General features: G+C 64.7%; 17 protein-coding genes. 9 read left to right on the forward strand and 8 right to left on the reverse strand.

Translation table 11 applies throughout. The annotated features are described in order from the left end of the window. Positions 1-7 precede the first annotated feature (7 nt). From sucD to trpE, 6 genes are read left to right on the forward strand one after another with little or no spacing between them, the layout of a single operon-like run. Complete coding sequence (gene sucD / locus EPD81_RS08020) at positions 8-901, forward strand: succinate--CoA ligase subunit alpha (protein ID WP_142804919.1); 894 nt, start codon at positions 8-10, stop codon at positions 899-901. 28 nt (positions 902-929) lie between these two features. Next, positions 930-1883, forward strand: a complete 954-nt coding sequence (locus tag EPD81_RS08025; protein ID WP_142804920.1) for an ornithine cyclodeaminase family protein — start codon at positions 930-932, stop codon at positions 1881-1883. An 11-nt stretch (positions 1884-1894) separates the two neighbouring features. Continuing rightward, the gene (locus EPD81_RS08030; protein WP_142804921.1) at positions 1895-2554 is read left to right on the forward strand and encodes an FHA domain-containing protein; all 660 of its coding nucleotides are present in this window, start codon (positions 1895-1897) and stop codon (positions 2552-2554) included. Then, positions 2551-3270: a ribulose-phosphate 3-epimerase gene (gene rpe / locus EPD81_RS08035; RefSeq protein WP_142804922.1), complete on the forward strand. Its 720-nt coding sequence runs from the start codon at positions 2551-2553 to the stop codon at positions 3268-3270. Before EPD81_RS08030 ends, rpe begins: the two co-directional genes overlap by 4 nt. After that, entirely contained in the window at positions 3267-3938 is a 672-nt protein-coding gene (gph, locus tag EPD81_RS08040; protein WP_142804923.1) for a phosphoglycolate phosphatase, read from the forward strand. The genes rpe and gph overlap by 4 nt, the downstream gene beginning before the upstream one ends. A gap of 19 nt (positions 3939-3957) precedes the next feature. Further along, a complete protein-coding gene (gene trpE / locus EPD81_RS08045; RefSeq protein WP_142804924.1) occupies positions 3958-5445 on the forward strand; it encodes an anthranilate synthase component I in 1488 nt (495 codons plus the stop codon). A 51-nt stretch (positions 5446-5496) separates the two neighbouring features. On the opposite strand, the gene EPD81_RS08050 is transcribed toward trpE, so the two are convergent. Beyond that, complete coding sequence (locus tag EPD81_RS08050; RefSeq protein ID WP_142804925.1) at positions 5497-6579, reverse strand: TRAP transporter substrate-binding protein; 1083 nt, start codon at positions 6577-6579, stop codon at positions 5497-5499. A gap of 383 nt (positions 6580-6962) precedes the next feature. Beyond that, a complete protein-coding gene (gene pmbA / locus EPD81_RS08055; RefSeq protein ID WP_142804926.1) occupies positions 6963-8309 on the reverse strand; it encodes a metalloprotease PmbA in 1347 nt (448 codons plus the stop codon). Positions 8310-8379: 70 nt separating this feature from the next. Here pmbA and yjgA point away from each other — a divergent pair, with 70 nt between their 5' ends. Genes yjgA through aroG form a run of 3 tightly spaced genes read left to right on the forward strand, consistent with a single transcriptional unit; the run spans position 8380 to position 10639 of the window. Beyond that, positions 8380-8943: a ribosome biogenesis factor YjgA gene (gene yjgA / locus EPD81_RS08060; RefSeq protein WP_142804927.1), complete on the forward strand. Its 564-nt coding sequence runs from the start codon at positions 8380-8382 to the stop codon at positions 8941-8943. Beyond that, positions 8940-9530, forward strand: coding sequence for a molybdopterin adenylyltransferase (gene mog, locus EPD81_RS08065; RefSeq protein ID WP_142804928.1), 591 nt, complete (start codon positions 8940-8942; stop codon positions 9528-9530). Before yjgA ends, mog begins: the two co-directional genes overlap by 4 nt. A gap of 17 nt (positions 9531-9547) precedes the next feature. Next, positions 9548-10639, forward strand: coding sequence for a 3-deoxy-7-phosphoheptulonate synthase AroG (gene aroG, locus EPD81_RS08070; RefSeq protein ID WP_142804929.1), 1092 nt, complete (start codon positions 9548-9550; stop codon positions 10637-10639). 4 nt (positions 10640-10643) lie between these two features. Here the strand turns inward: aroG and EPD81_RS08075 are convergent, their stop codons facing one another. From EPD81_RS08075 to fba, 6 genes are all read right to left on the reverse strand, one after another. Continuing rightward, positions 10644-11528: a phosphoribulokinase gene (locus EPD81_RS08075; protein WP_142804930.1), complete on the reverse strand. Its 885-nt coding sequence runs from the start codon at positions 11526-11528 to the stop codon at positions 10644-10646. Between the two features lie 92 nt (positions 11529-11620). After that, positions 11621-11788, reverse strand: coding sequence for a hypothetical protein (locus EPD81_RS10685; protein ID WP_185955399.1), 168 nt, complete (start codon positions 11786-11788; stop codon positions 11621-11623). An 11-nt stretch (positions 11789-11799) separates the two neighbouring features. Further along, positions 11800-12885 carry a YeeE/YedE family protein gene (locus tag EPD81_RS08080; RefSeq protein WP_142804931.1) on the reverse strand — a complete coding sequence of 362 codons (1086 nt, stop codon included), beginning with the start codon at positions 12883-12885 and terminating at the stop codon, positions 11800-11802. Positions 12886-12893: 8 nt separating this feature from the next. Further along, the gene (locus EPD81_RS08085; protein ID WP_185955400.1) at positions 12894-13853 is read right to left on the reverse strand and encodes a sulfurtransferase; all 960 of its coding nucleotides are present in this window, start codon (positions 13851-13853) and stop codon (positions 12894-12896) included. Between the two features lie 208 nt (positions 13854-14061). After that, positions 14062-14634, reverse strand: a complete 573-nt coding sequence (locus EPD81_RS08090; protein ID WP_142804933.1) for a peroxidase-related enzyme — start codon at positions 14632-14634, stop codon at positions 14062-14064. A 49-nt stretch (positions 14635-14683) separates the two neighbouring features. Continuing rightward, the gene (gene fba / locus EPD81_RS08095; RefSeq protein ID WP_142804934.1) at positions 14684-15748 is read right to left on the reverse strand and encodes a class II fructose-bisphosphate aldolase; all 1065 of its coding nucleotides are present in this window, start codon (positions 15746-15748) and stop codon (positions 14684-14686) included. Positions 15749-15786: the final 38 nt, after the last annotated feature.

Raw genomic sequence — 15786 nt, forward strand, 5'->3', positions numbered from 1 at the left:
TCCACCCATGTCGATCCTGATCAACAAAGATACGAAAGTTATCACCCAGGGTATCACCGGCAAGACCGCCCAGTTCCATACCGAGAAGTGCCTCGAGTACGCCAATGGCCGCAACTGTTTCGTGGCGGGCGTCAACCCCAAGAAGGCCGGCGAGAAGATTTTCGACATTCCCATCTTCGCCTCGGTGAAAGAGGCGAAAGAGGCCACCGGCGCCACCGTGTCGGTCATCTACGTGCCGCCGGCCGGCGCGGCCGATGCCATCTGGGAAGCGGTCGAGGCTGACCTCGATCTCGTCATCTGCATCACCGAGGGCATCCCGGTGCGCGACATGCTCATCGTGCGCAACAAGATGAAGCACAAGGTCGCCGCCGGTGGCAAGGAGACCCTGCTGCTGGGGCCCAACTGTCCCGGCATCATCACGCCGGACGAACTCAAGATCGGCATCATGCCCGGTCACATCCACAAGAAAGGGCGCGTCGGTGTGGTGTCGCGCTCCGGTACGCTCACCTATGAAGCGGTGGCGCAGCTCACCGAGTTGGGGCTGGGGCAGTCGAGTGCGGTAGGCATCGGCGGCGACCCGATCAACGGGCTCAAGCACCTCGACGTGATGAAGATGTTCAACGACGACCCCGACACCGATGCGGTCATCATGATCGGCGAGATCGGCGGTACCGACGAGGTCGACGCGGCCATGTGGTGCAAGGAGCACTTCAAAAAGCCCGTCGTGGGCTTCATCGCCGGGGTCACGGCGCCTCCGGGCAAACGCATGGGACACGCTGGTGCCATCATCTCTACCGGTGCCGAGACGGCCGAAGCCAAGCTCGAGATCATGGAAGCGTGCGGCTTCAAAGTCACGCGCAACCCGTCCGAGATGGGTAAGTTACTGAAGAGCCTGCTCTGATCCCATTCCTTACGCCGAGGAGGCGATCGTGGCCTTGTATCTCAAGGAAGAAGAAGTCGCCGGGCTGCTCGACATGCCTTCGGTGCTCGCCGCCGTCGAGGCGGTGATGGCGGCGCATGCCCGTGGCGAGGTGGTGGATTACCCGCGCCAGCGGGTGCGTCTTCCCACCTCGATCACGCACATGCTGCAAGGCGCCGTGCCCGACAAGCGGCTCACCGGATTCAAAGTCTATACCTCCTCGGGGGGACGGGCGCGCTTCTGGGTGCACGTCTTCGATAGCGATACGGGCGAGCCCGTCGCCGTGCTGGAAGCCGATACGCTGGGCATGATGCGTACCGGCGCCGCCGGCGGCGTGGCGGCGAAGTACCTCGCCCGGCCCGACGCAAAAATCGCCGCCATCGTCGGCGCCGGCTGGCAGGCCCAGGGACAGGCCCTGGCGCTCGCCGAAACGCTGCCGATCGAAACCTTTCGCGTCGCTGCACGTACCCCCGAGCACGTGCGTGCCTTCTGCGAGACCATGGCTCGACGCACGGGGCGGCAGTTCGTGCCGGCCGAGTCGGTCGAGGCAGCGGTGCGGGGCGCCGACGTCGTCGTCACCGTCACCACCTCGCCGAAACCGGTGCTCGATGCAGACTGGCTCAGCGAAGGCGTTCACCTCAACGCAGCCGGTTCGAACAGCCTCGCGCGCCAGGAGCTGCCGGAGAAGGCCGTGCTGCGCGCCGACCTCATCTGCGTCGATAGCCGCGAGGTGGCCTTGCGCGAAGCGGGGGATCTCTTACCGGCGCTGGAAAAAGGCCGCACCCGCCCGGGCCTGTGGGCGGAACTGGGTGAGGTGATCGCCGGCATGCGCCCCGGGCGCGCGCACGAGCGTCAAATCACGCTCTTCGAATCGCAGGGCATGGCGATACAGGATCTGGCCGTGGCCGCGCTCGTGCTCGAGCGTGCGCGTGAGCGCGGGCTCGGTCACCCTCTTCCGTACTGAGGCGGCATACCATGAATCGGTTTGCTGCCAACCGGGACGTGCTCTCCGGTACGGGTCATCTACGGGTGATCCATCACGGCAGCGAACTCGTGCGCGTCGATCTTCCCAACCGGGAGTTCTTCATCGGCCGTAAAGCCGACAACGATATCCGCATAGATAGCCTGGCGGTGAGCGGACGGCATGCTCGCATACGACCTCTGGGAGATGCGATTCTCGTCGAAGACCTCGGAAGTCGCAATGGCACCTGGGTCGACGGCCAAAGGATCCAGCAATACCGCCTCAAACCGGGAGAGGTTTTCCGTATCGCCCATTACCGCTTCCTCTACGGGGCTTCGCCGCTCGAACGAACCCTGCCTTGGCCGTTCGTGCCCCAGAGTGCGCCCTTGCGTCGGGGGCTCGTTCCTCAGCTCCGCCTAGAGTCGAGCGAAGGACAGAACAACCGAACGCTTCCCTTGGTTCGGGAAATCACTCGTCTAGGGAAACCCGGCCATACCGTGATCGCGCTCATCGATCAAGGCTGGCGGGTACTCCTACGCCATGAGAGCGGTCAGCCCCCCAGGGTCAACGGCAGCATTCCCACGACCTCCCTCGTGCCTTTGCGCGATCGGGATCGGGTCATCATCGATTCTCTCGAATTCGTTTTTCTCTACGGACCTCCTCCTGCTCGATGAAGCCGTCTTCCCCTTTCCTGATTGCCCCCAGTCTCTTGTCGGCGGACTTCGCTCGCCTGGGTGAAGAGGTGCGCGACGTGATCGCCGCCGGGGCCGATTGGATCCACTTCGACGTGATGGACAATCATTACGTCCCCAATCTCACGATGGGGCCGATGGTGTGCCGCGCGATCAAACCCTACGCCTCGGTGCCGATCGACGTCCACCTCATGGTGAAACCGGTCGACGCGCTCGTGCCGCAGTTCGCCGAAGCCGGGGCGGATCTCATCTCGTTTCATCCCGAGGCATCCGAGCACGTCGATCGCACGCTCGAGCTCATTCGCTCCTGTGGCTGCCGCGCGGGGCTCGTGTTCAATCCGGCCACCCCGCTCGTCTGGCTCGAACATGTGCTCGACCGGCTCGATTTCGTCCTTCTCATGAGCGTCAACCCCGGTTTCGGCGGGCAGCGTTTCATTGTGCATACCTTGAAAAAAATCGTCGCTGCGCGTAAGATGCTAGATCGTTATGCCGAGGAGAGCGGTCGTCGTCTGCTCTTGGAAGTCGACGGCGGCGTGAACCTCGACAACATCGCCGAAGTGGCAGCGGCGGGAGCAGATGTCTTCGTCGCCGGTTCGGCGGTGTTCGGTGCTGCTCGGGCCGACGACCCGCATCGTTACGATTCTATCATCGCCGGGATGAGGAGTCGGTTGCAAACCGTGGAAAGGAAAAAAGGATGAGTGCCAAGCCGATCGCGGCGGAAGCCTTGCTGTTCGACCTGGATGGAACCCTGGTCGATACCTTGCCCGACCTCGCCGAGGCCGCGGCGCGCACCTCGAGCGACCTCGGTCTGCCGATGTCCTCGCTGCCGGAGATTCGCCGTTGGGTTGGTGATGGCATCGCCGAGCTGGTCCGCCGTTTCATGGCGGCCAACGGACGCACCGACCCGGCAGAGGTGGCCGCGGCCCTGGAACGTTTCAAGGCGCACTATGCCGAGGTCAACGGGATGGCGAGCCGCCCCTACGAGGGGGTACCGGAGACGCTCGCCGAGCTCTCCTGCCGCGGCCTGGTGATGGGCTGCGTGACCAACAAGGACTGGAAATTCACCCTGCCGCTGCTCGAAGCGCTCGACCTCGCGCCGTTTTTCGACGTCGTCGTCGCCGGCGATACCCTGCCGGTGAAGAAGCCCGACCCGGCCATGGTGCTGCATGCTTGCGAACACCTCAACCGTCCGAGCGAGCGGGCCCTGCTCGTCGGCGATTCGGCCATCGACGCCCAGGCAGGGCAGGGGGCGGGGGTGGCGGTGGCGCTCGTCACCTATGGCTACGGCGACCCGGAATCTTTACGCCGTCTGCCGGCTTCAGTCTTTCTCGATCGCTTCCCCGAGCTGCTAAACTACTTGGCTTGAGTCCTTCCAGGGCGAAGCCATGCAGGAATCCGAATTCGACGCCCTCGCGGCGCAGGGCTACAACCGCATCCCGGTCACGCTCACCACTTTTTGCGACCTCGACACGCCGCTCTCCCTGTATCTCAAGCTCGCCGACGGGCCGTGGAGCTACCTGCTCGAATCGGTGCAAGGCGGCGAGCGTTTCGGGCGCTACTCCATGATCGGGCTCTCCAGCCCCGTGCGCCTCGAAGTCTATGGCCGCAGCGCCTTGCTGCTGCACGGCAACCGGCTCGTGGAGCGGCGCGATTACGGCGATCCGCTCACCTTCATCGGTGAGTATCTCGACCGCATCAAGGTGCCGCCGCGCGCCGGGCTGCCGCGTTTCCTCGGCGGGCTCGTGGGTTACTTCGGCTACGACACGGTGCGCTACATCGAACCGCGGCTCGCCGGCATCGAGAAGCCCGACCCGATCGGTACGCCCGACATCCTGCTGCTCGTCTCCGAAGAGCTCGCCATCGTCGACAACCTCACCGGCAAGCTCACGCTGGTGGTCTATGCCGAGCCCGAGGTGCCGGGCGCCTATCGCCGCGCCAAGAAACGCCTGCAGGAACTGCTCGAGCGGCTGCGCACGCCGGTGCGTATCCCCGTTTCGCGTCCGTTCCCACCCGGCGAGCCGGTATCGGCCTTCGGCGAGGAAGCCTTCAAGGCCGCGGTGGAGCGCGTCAAGCGCTACATCGTCGACGGCGACGTCATGCAGGTGGTGTTGTCGCAGCGCATGAGCAAGCCGTTCCATGCCGATCCGCTCACGCTCTACCGCGCCATCCGCTCGCTCAACCCTTCGCCCTATCTCTTCTATTTCGATTTCGAGGAGTTCCACGTCGTGGGGGCTTCGCCCGAGATCCTCGTGCGGCTCGAAGACGAGGGAACGGCGCGCAAAGTGATCGTGCGACCCATCGCCGGGACGCGCCCGCGCGGCGCCACTTCTGCCGAAGATCAGGCGCTCGAGCGCGAGCTCCTCGCCGATGAGAAAGAGCGCGCCGAACACGTGCAATTGCTCGATCTGGGACGCAACGACGTGGGGCGCGTGGCGAGAATCGGTTCGGTGAAAGTGACCGAATCCTTCGCCATCGAGCGCTATTCCCACGTGATGCACATCGTCTCGCAGGTCGAGGGGGAACTCGGAGAGCAGGAGACGCCCTTGTCGGTGCTGCGCGCTACCTTTCCCGCCGGGACGGTGAGCGGCGCACCCAAGGTGCGGGCCATGGAGATCATCGACGAGCTCGAGCCGGTGAAGCGCGGCATCTATGCCGGAGCGGTGGGCTACATCGGGTTTCACGGCGAGATGGATCTGGCGATCGCCATTCGTACCGCCGTCATCAAGGACGAGACCATCCACGTGCAGGCGGGCGCGGGCATCGTCGCCGATTCCAATCCCGAGGCCGAATGGCAGGAGACGCGCAACAAGGCGCGCGCGATGCTCAAGGCCGCCGAGATGGCCGAGGCCGGCCTCGACGAACCACTGGCGTAATGAAAAACGGCCCCGTGGGGCCGTTCTGTGCTACCGCAAATCCGATTCGACTCAAAGCTTGATGCTCGCCATGTATTGGTCGTAGCTCATCTCCGAGAGACGGAACCAGGAATATTGGTCGCGCAGGAATTTCTCATAGTGCGCGTAAATGTTCTTCCAATCGGGGTTGGTGTCGTTGAGCTCGGCGAAGAGTTCGTTGCGAGCCTTGAAGGAGGCATCCATCATGTCCTTGGGGAAGCGGTTGATCTTCGCCCCTTCGGCCACGAGCTTGCGGATCGTGTCCGGGTTGCGCGCGTCGTACTTGGCGAGCATGCGGGTGTGCGCATCGCTCGCGGCGATGCGGATCAGTTCCTGATAGCGTTTGGGCAGGCCGTCGTAGGCTTTCTTGTTGACGTAGAGCGACAGCTGGGCGCCGCCTTCCCACCAGGCGGGGTAATACCCGTAGGGTGCCACCTTGTGGAAACCAAGTTTGTAGTCGTCATAAACGGTGGTCCACTCCACCGCGTCGATCGTGCCCTTTTCCAGCGCCTGGTAGAGCTCGCCGCCGGGGATCGCCTGCGGTACGGCACCGAGCTTGGTGAGCACTCGGCCGGCAAGGTTGCTGATGCGAATCTTCAGCCCTTTCAGGTCGTCGACCGACTTGATCTCCTTACGGTACCATCCACCCCACTGCGCGCCGGTGTTGCCCAGAGGGAAGTTGACGATGTCGTAGCGTGCGAAGAGCTCGCGCATCAGCTGCAGGCCGCCGGCGTCGTACATCCAGGCATTGATCATGCGGGCGTTGAGGCCGAAGGGGATGGCGCAGTCGAAGGCGAGCGCGTCGTTCTTGCCGACGAAGTAGTACGAGGCCGAGTGTGCCATCTCGACCGTGCCCTGTTGGACCGCGTCGAACACGCCGAAAGGCGGCACCAATTCACCGCCGGCGAAGACATCGATCTGAAATTTTCCTTCGGAAAGCTCGTTGATGGACTTGCTCAACTCTTCGGCTGCACCGAAAATGGTATCGAGCGACTTGGGAAAGCTCGAGGCCAGGCGCCAGCGGATGTTCTGTTGCGCCATCACGATGGCCGGAGCGGTGCCGCTGGCGAGGATACCCGCGATTCCCGCGCCCTGGAGGAATTTGCGTCGTTGCATGGTTGGTCTCCCTTTCTGTCGAACAAGCGGCACACCGAGATGGCGGCCTTCCATGGTCAATTGAAACACCTCGAAAACCCGTCGAGGGGAATGACGGTGACGGACGCTCGAGAGCGGGCGCAAGACTCATTTGTCGTGTAGTCTGGCAAGCCCGCGAGACGACGAATGGGACGAGCGTCCGTGCGCGTGTTTTCGCAGCGTTTCATGGGTACCTCGAACAACCATCCCGAACGGTTGCAGGGCAAGGCCTCCAGAGCCCAGGATGCGAGACTGAGACTCATCACCTGGGTAGGCGAGCATCCGGGCACAGGAGAAGGCCGTCATACAGCCGTGCAGTCGGTTCATCAAGGTACTCTATAGTAGCGCAAAGCCGCTGAACTCCATCATTCCCCGGCCACTTGCATTGCTTCGACCAGGGTGGAACCGATCCGGTAGCGGTGGCAAGGGCGGGCGTCGTTGGCCACGCCACGGATGGCGCCGAACATCTCGAGCAGGTTGCCGGCGATCGTGATTTCACTCACCGGGTGGGTAATCTCGCCGTTTTCCACCCAGAAACCGGCCGCTCCGCGGGAATAATCGCCGGTGACGGGATTGACGCCGTGCCCCATGAGTTCGGTGACGAGCAGACCCCTGCCCATCTCGCGCAGTAGCGCCTCGCGGCTGTCGTGCGTGGGCGGCACGAGCAGGTTGTGCGCACCGCCGGCGTTGCCGGTGCTCGGCAGTCCCAGTTTGCGTCCGGAGTAGGTGGAGAGGAACCACCCCTGCAGGACGCCTTCGGCCACCACCGTGCGCCGCGCCGTGGCTACGCCCTCGTCGTCGAAAGGGGCCGAGCCTGGAGCCTTCAGGACGAAGGGGTCTTCGAGGATGGTGACGAGTGGCGAAAAAATCCGCTCACCGAGTTTGTCGAGCAGAAAGGAGGCCTTGCGGTAGAGGGCGCCGCCGCTCGCGGCCTGGACGAAGTGGGACAGCAGGCTGCCCGAGACGGTGTGGTCCAATACGACGGGGTAAGTCCCGGTGGGGATGCGTCGCGCCCCGAGGCGAGCGATCGCGCGCCGTCCGGCGCTGCGTCCGATCAGCTCGGCCGGTTCCAGATCGAGCGGGTCTCGCCGCCAGTCCCACCAGTAGTCGCGCTCCATTCCTGCTTCGTCCTGTGCGATGACGCTGCACGAGAGGGAATGGGCAGTGGTCGGGTAACCCGCGAGGAAACCGAGGGAATTGGCGAGTACGAATTGGTGGGCTTGGGTCGAGACCGTCGCCCCTTCGGAATTGGTGATGCGCTCGTCCACGGCAAGCGCGGAGGACTCGCAGGCGCGGGCGAGCTCGATCGCCGACTCGGCCTCCAGCACCCAGGGATGGAAGAGCGATAGATCGGGAAGGGTGTGCGGGTCGGCCAGGCGATTCTCGTCGGGCAAGCCCGCCGCTTCGTCCTCGGCGGTGAGCCGGGCGATGGCCACGGCGGCGGCGACGGTGCGATCGATCGCCTCCCGGTTCATGTCGCTGGAATTCGCGTGCCCCCGGCGTCGGCCGACGTAGACCGTGACGCTCAAGCCTTTGTCTCGATGGTATTCGAGCGTCTCGAGCGCGCCGCGGCGTACCGTGACCGACAAACCTCGACCTTCGGAGACGCTGACTTCGGCTGCGTCGGCTCCGAGCATGCGTGCGTGCTCGAGCGTCGCCTCCGCGATGCGCGCCAGTTCATCGCGACTATGGGTAAATTCTACCGCTGGCATTCAGGACTCTCCTAGGGGACTGGCTTATAATTCTATCCTTCCCGACCATGATCCAGAGTGCTTGCTTCCAATGCCGCTTCCTCCCCCCAAAGATCGCCCCGAGATCCCACCGTCGAAGACGCGGCGCAAGAAAGCGATGATCGCCCTGCAAGATCTGGGTGAGCGGCTCACGGTGCTGTCGCGTGAGCGGCTGTCGCGACTCGATCTCCCCGAATCTCTGCTCGCGGCCATTCTGGAAGCCAAGCGACTGGAGGGCAAACACGAGGCGCGAAGGCGGCAGATGCAATACGTCGGGCGGCTCATGCGTGTGGTCGATGCGGCAGCGATCGCCGCTCGCCTCGAATCCCTCGAGGGGGATTCGCCTCAGGCGAAGGCGCGTCGGGCGCAGCTGGAACGCTTGCGTGAGCGTTTCCTCGAAGATGAGCGGGTATTGGGCGAGATCCTCTCCTGGGCGCCGGAAGCCGACGTGCAGCATCTGCGCGTGTTGCGGCGCAAGGTACTGGAAGAGCGGCAGAAGGAAACGTTCGTCAGCGAGGCGTATCGCGCGATCTATCGTGAGTTGAAGTCCTTGGTCGAGGCCCATGAGGCAGATCTGCCGTGGGGTGCGGGAGAACGCGAGGAGAGAGAGGCATGAAGGCAGAGGCGGTGATCGGGCTCGTGTCGGTGAGCGATCGGGCGAGCCAGGGCGTCTATGAGGATCGTGGCCTGCCGGCGCTGGAGACATGGCTTTCCCGGGCGCTCGTTTCGCCCTGGCGGGCGGAGAGGCGCCTGATTCCCGATGAGCGTCCCGTGATCGAGCGCACCTTGATCGAGCTCGCCGACGAGCTCGGCTGCTGCCTCGTCTTCACCACCGGTGGGACGGGGCCGGCCCCGCGCGACGTCACACCCGAAGCCACGCTCGCCGTTGCCGAGAAGGAACTCCCCGGCTTCGGCGAAGAGATGCGACGCATCGGCCTGCGCTTCGTCCCCACGGCCATCCTGTCGCGTCAGGTGGCGGTGATCCGTGGCCGCACCCTGATCGTGAACCTTCCGGGGCAGCCGAAGTCCATCCAAGAAACCCTGGAGGGGTTGCGCGACGCCGAGGGTAAGGTGCTCCATGTCGGCATCTTCGCAGCGATTCCCTATGCGATCGATCTCATCGGTGGGCCCTATCTGGAAACGGATCCCTCGGTCGTCGCGGCGTTTCGCCCCAAGAGCGCCGTCAAATCCACCCAGGGATGAGCCAGCGAGGAAAGCGTATGAATACCGTCAAAGCCCATACCCGTCTGCACATCGATGACGTTAGAATCAAGGAGATCAAAGAGCTCGTGCCGCCGGCGCACGTGCTGCGCGAGTTTCCCGCTACGCCGGCCTCGGCCGAGACCACTTTTTTGGCTCGCCAGGCGATCCACCGCATCCTCTATGGCGCCGACGATCGCTTGCTCGTAGTCGTCGGTCCCTGTTCGATCCACGATCCGGAGGCGGCGCTGGAATACGCCCGTCGACTCAAGGAACAGGCGGACCGCTTGCGCGGCGATCTGTTGGTAGTGATGCGCGTCTACTTCGAGAAGCCGCGCACGACGGTCGGCTGGAAAGGGCTCATCAACGATCCTTACCTCGATGATTCTTTCCGCATCAACGACGGCATTCGCCTGGCTCGTCGGTTGTTGTGGGAGATCACCGAGATGGGGCTGCCGGCCGGTACCGAGTTCCTCGACATGATCACGCCGCAGTACATCGCCGACCTCATCGCCTGGGGCGCGATCGGGGCGCGTACCACCGAGAGCCAGGTGCACCGCGAGCTCGCCTCGGGGCTCTCCTGCCCGGTGGGTTTCAAGAACGGCACCGACGGCAACGTGCGTATCGCCATCGACGCGATCAAAGCGGCCCAGGCGCCCCACCATTTCCTCTCGGTGACCAAGGCCGGGCATTCGGCCATCGTCAGCACCACCGGTAACGAAGACTGTCACGTCATCCTGCGCGGCGGCAAGGAGCCCAATTACGACGCCAACAGCATCGAGGCGGCTTGCCGCGATCTGGCGGCGGCCGGAATTCCCGCCAAGGTGATGATCGACTGCTCGCACGGCAACAGCCGCAAGCAGTTTCAGCGCCAGCTCGAAGTGGTCGAATCGGTGGCCGAGCAGCTCGCCTGTGGCGAGGAGCGTATCATCGGCGTGATGATCGAGTCCCATCTCAAGGAAGGGCGCCAGGATCTGATGCCGGGCAAACCGCTCGAATACGGCAAGAGCATCACCGATGCTTGCATCGGGTGGGAAGACACAGTCGCGGCGCTCGATCGCCTCAGTGAGGCGGTGCGTGCGCGGCGGGTGGTGCTGGCGCAGCACGCCTGAGCGCTTAGAGCACCCCCATCACCCGCTGCCGCCGCTCCATCAGGCGCCAGACGAAGGGGGTGAAGATGAGCTGCATCGCCAGCTCCATCTTGCCCCCGGGGATCACCAAGGTATTCGCGCGGCTCATGAAGGAGTCGGCGATCATGTTGAGCAGGTAGGGAAAGTCGATGCCGCGCGGGTTGGCGAAGCGGATCACCACCAGGCTCTCGTCGGCGGTGGGCACGTCGCGGGCGATGAAGGGGTTGGAGGTATCGACCACCGGGATGCGCTGGAAATTGACGTGCGTGCGGCTGAACTGCGGGCAGACGTAGCGTACGTAGTCGGGCATGCGGCGCAAGATGGTGTCGGTGACGGCCTCCGTGGAATAGCCGCGCTCGCTGCGGTCGCGCCACAGTTTCTGGATCCACTCGAGGTTGATGATGGGTACCACGCCGATCAAGAGATCCACGAAGCGCGCTATGTCGTGGGTCTCGGTGACGAGCCCGCCGTGCAACCCTTCGTAGAAGAGGAGGTCGGTGTTCTCCGGCAGCGGTTCCCATGGGGTGAACGTGCCGGGTTCCCCCCCGTATTTGGCGGCCTCCTCGACGTCGTGCAGGTAGTGGCGTGTGCGGCCAGTGCCGCTCTCCGAGTAGGAGCGAAAGAGATTCTCCAGCTCGTCGAGCAGGTTCGCCTCGGGGCCGAAATGGCTGAAGTGGTGGTTGCCGCGGGCGGCCTCTTCGGCGATGCGCCGGCGCATCTCGGCACGGTCGAAGGCGTGGAAAGCGTCGCCCTCGACCACGGCGGCATTGACCCCTTCGCGCTCGAAGATGCGCACGAAGGTGCGGGTGATGGTGCTCGTACCTGCGCCGGAAGAGCCGGTGACCGCGATGATGGGATGTTTGATCGACATGGCAGTCCCTGCGTATCGACCCTGCAGTATAACGCCGTTTCAGCGCCGCAGATGCGCCCATCAATGCGGGTTTTGGGGTGAGGCAGCGCGATTCAACGGCCGGAGCAGTGACCGCCGCTCGGAGCTTGGCCGCTGCCGAGCGCGATCGGTGGTGGCTCGGGACGATAGCGGTGGGCGGTCAAGGCGTCAAGGAGTATCAGGCCAGTGAGCGCCAGCCAAAAAAGGGCCGTGAGGCGGCGAAACCAGAGTGTCGTGTCCATTTGCTTCTCTCTCAGGTGGCCGTCGCTTCGATTCGACGGCGCAGGCGCACGCCCAGGATCGAGCCGAGGAAGGCCATGGCGAACCATATCCACCCATGGAGGCTGGCCGAGCTCACCCCGCCCAGGAAGGCTCCGACGTTGCAGCCAAAGGCCATTCGGGAAGAATAGCCCAGTATCAGGCCCGCGGTGGCTGCGACCAGTAGGCGTCGTGCCGAAGGCAGGTTGGTGGTCACGGGGGCGCGCCAGCGCGAGACGGCATAGGCGCCGTAGAGCAGTCCGAAGTTGGTGACCGAGGTGACGTCGAACACGATGGGTTCGACCAAGCGCGTTGCGTGCGGGGCCACGCTCCAGAAGGGATCGGCGGCAGGGTTCCATCCCAGGGCGGCAAACGCCTTGGCACCCCATAGCCCTACGCCATAGACGATGCCCCAGGGCTGACCGGCCACGATCAGGTGCAGTGCTGCGAGCAAGGCGAGCAGGATGGCGCCGATCACCCAGCGCCGCGGCCAGGGACCAGCGCTGCGGGCATGCGGCAGGGTGAGCAATGCCACCAGAGCGCAGCCGGCTAGCGTGAGGGCGAGCGCCGTCGGCCAGCCGTAGCGCAGCAGGTCGACGGGCGGCAGACCCCCGAGGGCGACCCAGGCCGGCTGATGCGAGGCGCCAAGGAAACTGCCGAGCATGAAAGTGGGCAACACCACCACCGAGAGCGGCGACCCGGCGCCCGCCTTGTAGAGCGTGCCGGAGCCGCAGCCGTCGGTGAGCTGCATCGCCGCGCCGAAGAGGAACGCGCCGAGCAGCAGGCTGAGCGTGAGGGGAGCCACCGCGCCGACGAGTTCGCCGGGGTGCGCGGCCAGCAGCGGCAGCATCAGACCGGAGGCGAGTGCAAGCAAGAGCAGCTGGGCCCACAGCCCGTGCGGATTGCGCCGCTCGATGTAGTCGCGCCAGCCGGTGGTGAAGCCGAAGCGGCAGCCCTGCAGCACGGCGCCGAATCCGAGCCCGAGCAGCGTCAGTAGCCCCTGGCGCAAGCCGGCGAGCAAGGTGATGGCGAACACCAACGCGAGTGCGCCGGTGACGAGGACGACACGGCGAACCAACATGGTGGACCTCACTGGGCGACCCAGCGCTTGGCCTCGCGCACCAGCGCCTGCAAGCGGGAGGGTTCGTGGTCCATCGGCAGGTCGCGCCGGCTCCAGGCGACCACCGACTCAGGGTAGAGCAGCACGTCTTCGCGGCCTAGAAGCTCCGAGAGCACGAACCAGTCGGTGGCGGCCCAATGACCGGTGTTGCAGAAGGCAACCGCGGGTTCCGAGCCGATCAGGTTTTCCCGGGCGACGATGGCGCGAAGCTCCTCCAGGGGCTTGAGCCGTTTGCCGTCGGCGGCAAAGAAGCGTGTATGCGGCAGCGATACCGCGCCGGGCAGCGTGCCGTAGCGTGCCGCGCCGGCGTGGCGGGTCTCGCCTTGGAAGAACGGTTCGGGGCGGGCATCGATGAGCCGGGTGGGCGAACCGGTTTGGAGGCGTTCGGCCAAGGCATCGGTACTGAGAATGCGCCGGGAATCGAAACGGACGGTGAAGTTGCTGGGCTCGGGGCGAGGTTCGGCGGTGACGAGATCGTGACCGTCTTCGGCCCACCCGAGGGTGCCTCCGTCGAGCACCGACAAGCGCGTGAGCCCACCCACCTTGAGCGTCCAGTAGACGCGCGCGGCGGCGCCGAAGTCGGTGGCGTCCTTGCCGGCATGGGCGACGATCACATGGACGTTTTGGTCGATGCCGGCGCGGCGAAGCGCTTCGGTCAGCGTCTGTTCGGAGGGCAGGGCACCGGGGTTGTCGGCCGGGCCGCGAAAGACACCGTAAGGAATATTGACCGCACCGGGAAGGTGACCCGTGGCGTATTCCGCGGCGGGGCGGATGTCGAGCACGCGCACGCCGGGATCGCGCAGCAGCGGCACGAGCTCATCCGGCGTGAGCAAAGGTCGCACCGGCTGGGTTTGCGCGGCGGCGAAGGCGGCAAAACCCAGCAGGAACGTCACCAGGAGTGAGCGGCAGGAGCAGACAAGGGAACGCATCGCCATCACCTCAACGTGTCATCTCGAAGTCGAGGTGGGCGATGATAGAAGAGGAGGACGCGTTCGCCAAGCCGGCTGGAGAGGTTTGTTTATGAATTTCGGTCATAAATCCACCGCGACGAGGTGGCGAGCCGACCCGCTGCCTCGTTTCTTCTCGACGTTTTTTCGCGGCGCCCGGGCGCCCAGAGGGCAGGATTTTTTGCCGTGTTCAGCTCCGTCCCATGGCGTAGAACTCGTCGTTGGGTCGCAGGGCGCTCATGTTGGCGATGCGGTTGCTCATGCCGTAGAAAGCGGCGATGGCGCCGATGTCCCAAATGTCGTCGAGTGTGAAACCATGAGTGCGCAAGGCGGCGAAGTCTTCGTCGGTGACTTCGGCCGAGCGCAGCGCCACTTTCATGGCGTAGTCGAGCATGGCGCGCTGGCGCGGGGTGACTTCGGCGCGGCGGTAATTGACGGCGAGCTGGTCCGACAGGCGCGGGTTCTTGCTGCGGATGCGCACGATGGCTCCGTGGGCGATCACGCAGTAGAGGCAGTCGTTGGCCGCCGAGGTGGCGACCACGATCATCTCGCGCTCAGCCTTGGTAAGGCCGGTGTTCTTCTCCATGAGCGCGTCGTGATAGGCGAAAAAGGCGCGGAATTCCTCGGGCCGGTGGGCGAGGGCGAGGAAGACGTTGGGTATGAATCCGGTCTTTTCTTGCGCCGCGAGGATGCGGGCGCGGATGTCTTCGGGCAGCTCGTCGAGCCGAGCGACGGGAAAGCGGCTGATGCGGTCTTCATTCATGGATGTCTCCTCCTAAGAAGAAAAAGCCCGCACACGGCGGGCTCGGGAATCAGCGTACTTGCTGGGCGAGTTCACCCGAGCGATAGCGCTCGGCCATTTTCTCGAGCGGGATCGGTTTGATCTTGCTCGCCATGCCGGCGCAGCCAAACGCTTCGTAGCGCGATTTGCACAGGGCCTTGGCGGCGGCGCGCGCCGGTTTGAGATATTCGCGCGGATCGAACTTGTCGGGCGATTCGGCGAAGAAGCGGCGGATCGCGCCGGTCATCGCCAGACGGATGTCGGTGTCGATGTTGATCTTGCGCACGCCGTAGCGGATGGCGGTTTGGATCTCCTCGACGGGCACGCCATAGGTCTCTTTCATGTCGCCGCCGTAGCGCCGGATTTCTTCGAGCAGCTCCTGCGGCACGCTGGAGGAGCCGTGCATGACGAGGTGGGTGTTGGGCAGCCGGGCGTGGATTTCCTTGACGCGCTCGATGGCCAGGATGTCGCCGGTGGGCTTGCGCGAGAACTTGTAGGCGCCGTGGCTGGTGCCGATGGCGATCGCCAGGGCGTCGCACTGCGTGGCGCGCACGAAGTCGGCGGCCTGCTCGGGGTCGGTGAGCAGCATCGAGTGCTCGAGCGTGCCGGCCGCGCCGATGCCGTCTTCTTCGCCCGCCTTGCCGGTCTCGAGCGAGCCCAGACAACCGAGCTCGGCTTCGACCGTCACGCCGATGTAGTGGGCGAAGCGTACCACTTCCTGGGTGACGGCCACGTTGTATTCGTAGGAGGAAGGGGTTTTCCCGTCTTCCAATAGCGATCCGTCCATCATCACGCTGGTGAAGCCGGAGCGGATGGCGGTCATGCACACGGCCGGGGTCTGGCCGTGATCCTGGTGCATCACGACCGGCAGATGGGGGTAGGATTCGACCGCGGCGAGCAGCAGGTGGCGCAGGAAGGGTTCGCCGGCATACTTGCGCGCGCCGGCCGAGGCTTGCATGATCACGGGGCTGTCGGTCTCGGCCGCGGCTTCCATGATCGCCTGCACTTGTTCGAGGTTGTTCACGTTGAAGGCGGGAATACCGTAGCCGTGTTCGGCGGCATGATCGAGCAGCTGGCGCATCGAGACGAGAGGCATGGGACGTTTCTCCTTGAAGCGGATCGTTCGGGCGGATT

The organism is Tepidiphilus sp. J10, from assembly GCF_006980785.1.
GTDB classification, from domain to species: Bacteria; Pseudomonadota; Gammaproteobacteria; order Burkholderiales; family Rhodocyclaceae; genus Tepidiphilus; species Tepidiphilus olei.

Coding starts and splice junctions, on each gene's coding strand:
- sucD (WP_142804919.1), top strand. CDS start 8: ATGTCGATCCTGATCAACAAAGATACGAAAGTTATCACCCAGGGTATC.
- EPD81_RS08030 (WP_142804921.1), top strand. CDS start 1,895: ATGAATCGGTTTGCTGCCAACCGGGACGTGCTCTCCGGTACGGGTCAT.
- rpe (WP_142804922.1), top strand. CDS start 2,551: ATGAAGCCGTCTTCCCCTTTCCTGATTGCCCCCAGTCTCTTGTCGGCG.
- gph (WP_142804923.1), top strand. CDS start 3,267: ATGAGTGCCAAGCCGATCGCGGCGGAAGCCTTGCTGTTCGACCTGGAT.
- trpE (WP_142804924.1), top strand. CDS start 3,958: ATGCAGGAATCCGAATTCGACGCCCTCGCGGCGCAGGGCTACAACCGC.
- EPD81_RS08050 (WP_142804925.1), bottom strand. CDS start 6,579: ATGCAACGACGCAAATTCCTCCAGGGCGCGGGAATCGCGGGTATCCTC.
- pmbA (WP_142804926.1), bottom strand. CDS start 8,309: ATGCCAGCGGTAGAATTTACCCATAGTCGCGATGAACTGGCGCGCATC.
- yjgA (WP_142804927.1), top strand. CDS start 8,380: ATGCCGCTTCCTCCCCCCAAAGATCGCCCCGAGATCCCACCGTCGAAG.
- mog (WP_142804928.1), top strand. CDS start 8,940: ATGAAGGCAGAGGCGGTGATCGGGCTCGTGTCGGTGAGCGATCGGGCG.
- aroG (WP_142804929.1), top strand. CDS start 9,548: ATGAATACCGTCAAAGCCCATACCCGTCTGCACATCGATGACGTTAGA.
- EPD81_RS08075 (WP_142804930.1), bottom strand. CDS start 11,528: ATGTCGATCAAACATCCCATCATCGCGGTCACCGGCTCTTCCGGCGCA.
- EPD81_RS10685 (WP_185955399.1), bottom strand. CDS start 11,788: ATGGACACGACACTCTGGTTTCGCCGCCTCACGGCCCTTTTTTGGCTG.
- EPD81_RS08080 (WP_142804931.1), bottom strand. CDS start 12,885: ATGTTGGTTCGCCGTGTCGTCCTCGTCACCGGCGCACTCGCGTTGGTG.
- EPD81_RS08085 (WP_185955400.1), bottom strand. CDS start 13,853: ATGCGTTCCCTTGTCTGCTCCTGCCGCTCACTCCTGGTGACGTTCCTG.
- EPD81_RS08090 (WP_142804933.1), bottom strand. CDS start 14,634: ATGAATGAAGACCGCATCAGCCGCTTTCCCGTCGCTCGGCTCGACGAG.
- fba (WP_142804934.1), bottom strand. CDS start 15,748: ATGCCTCTCGTCTCGATGCGCCAGCTGCTCGATCATGCCGCCGAACAC.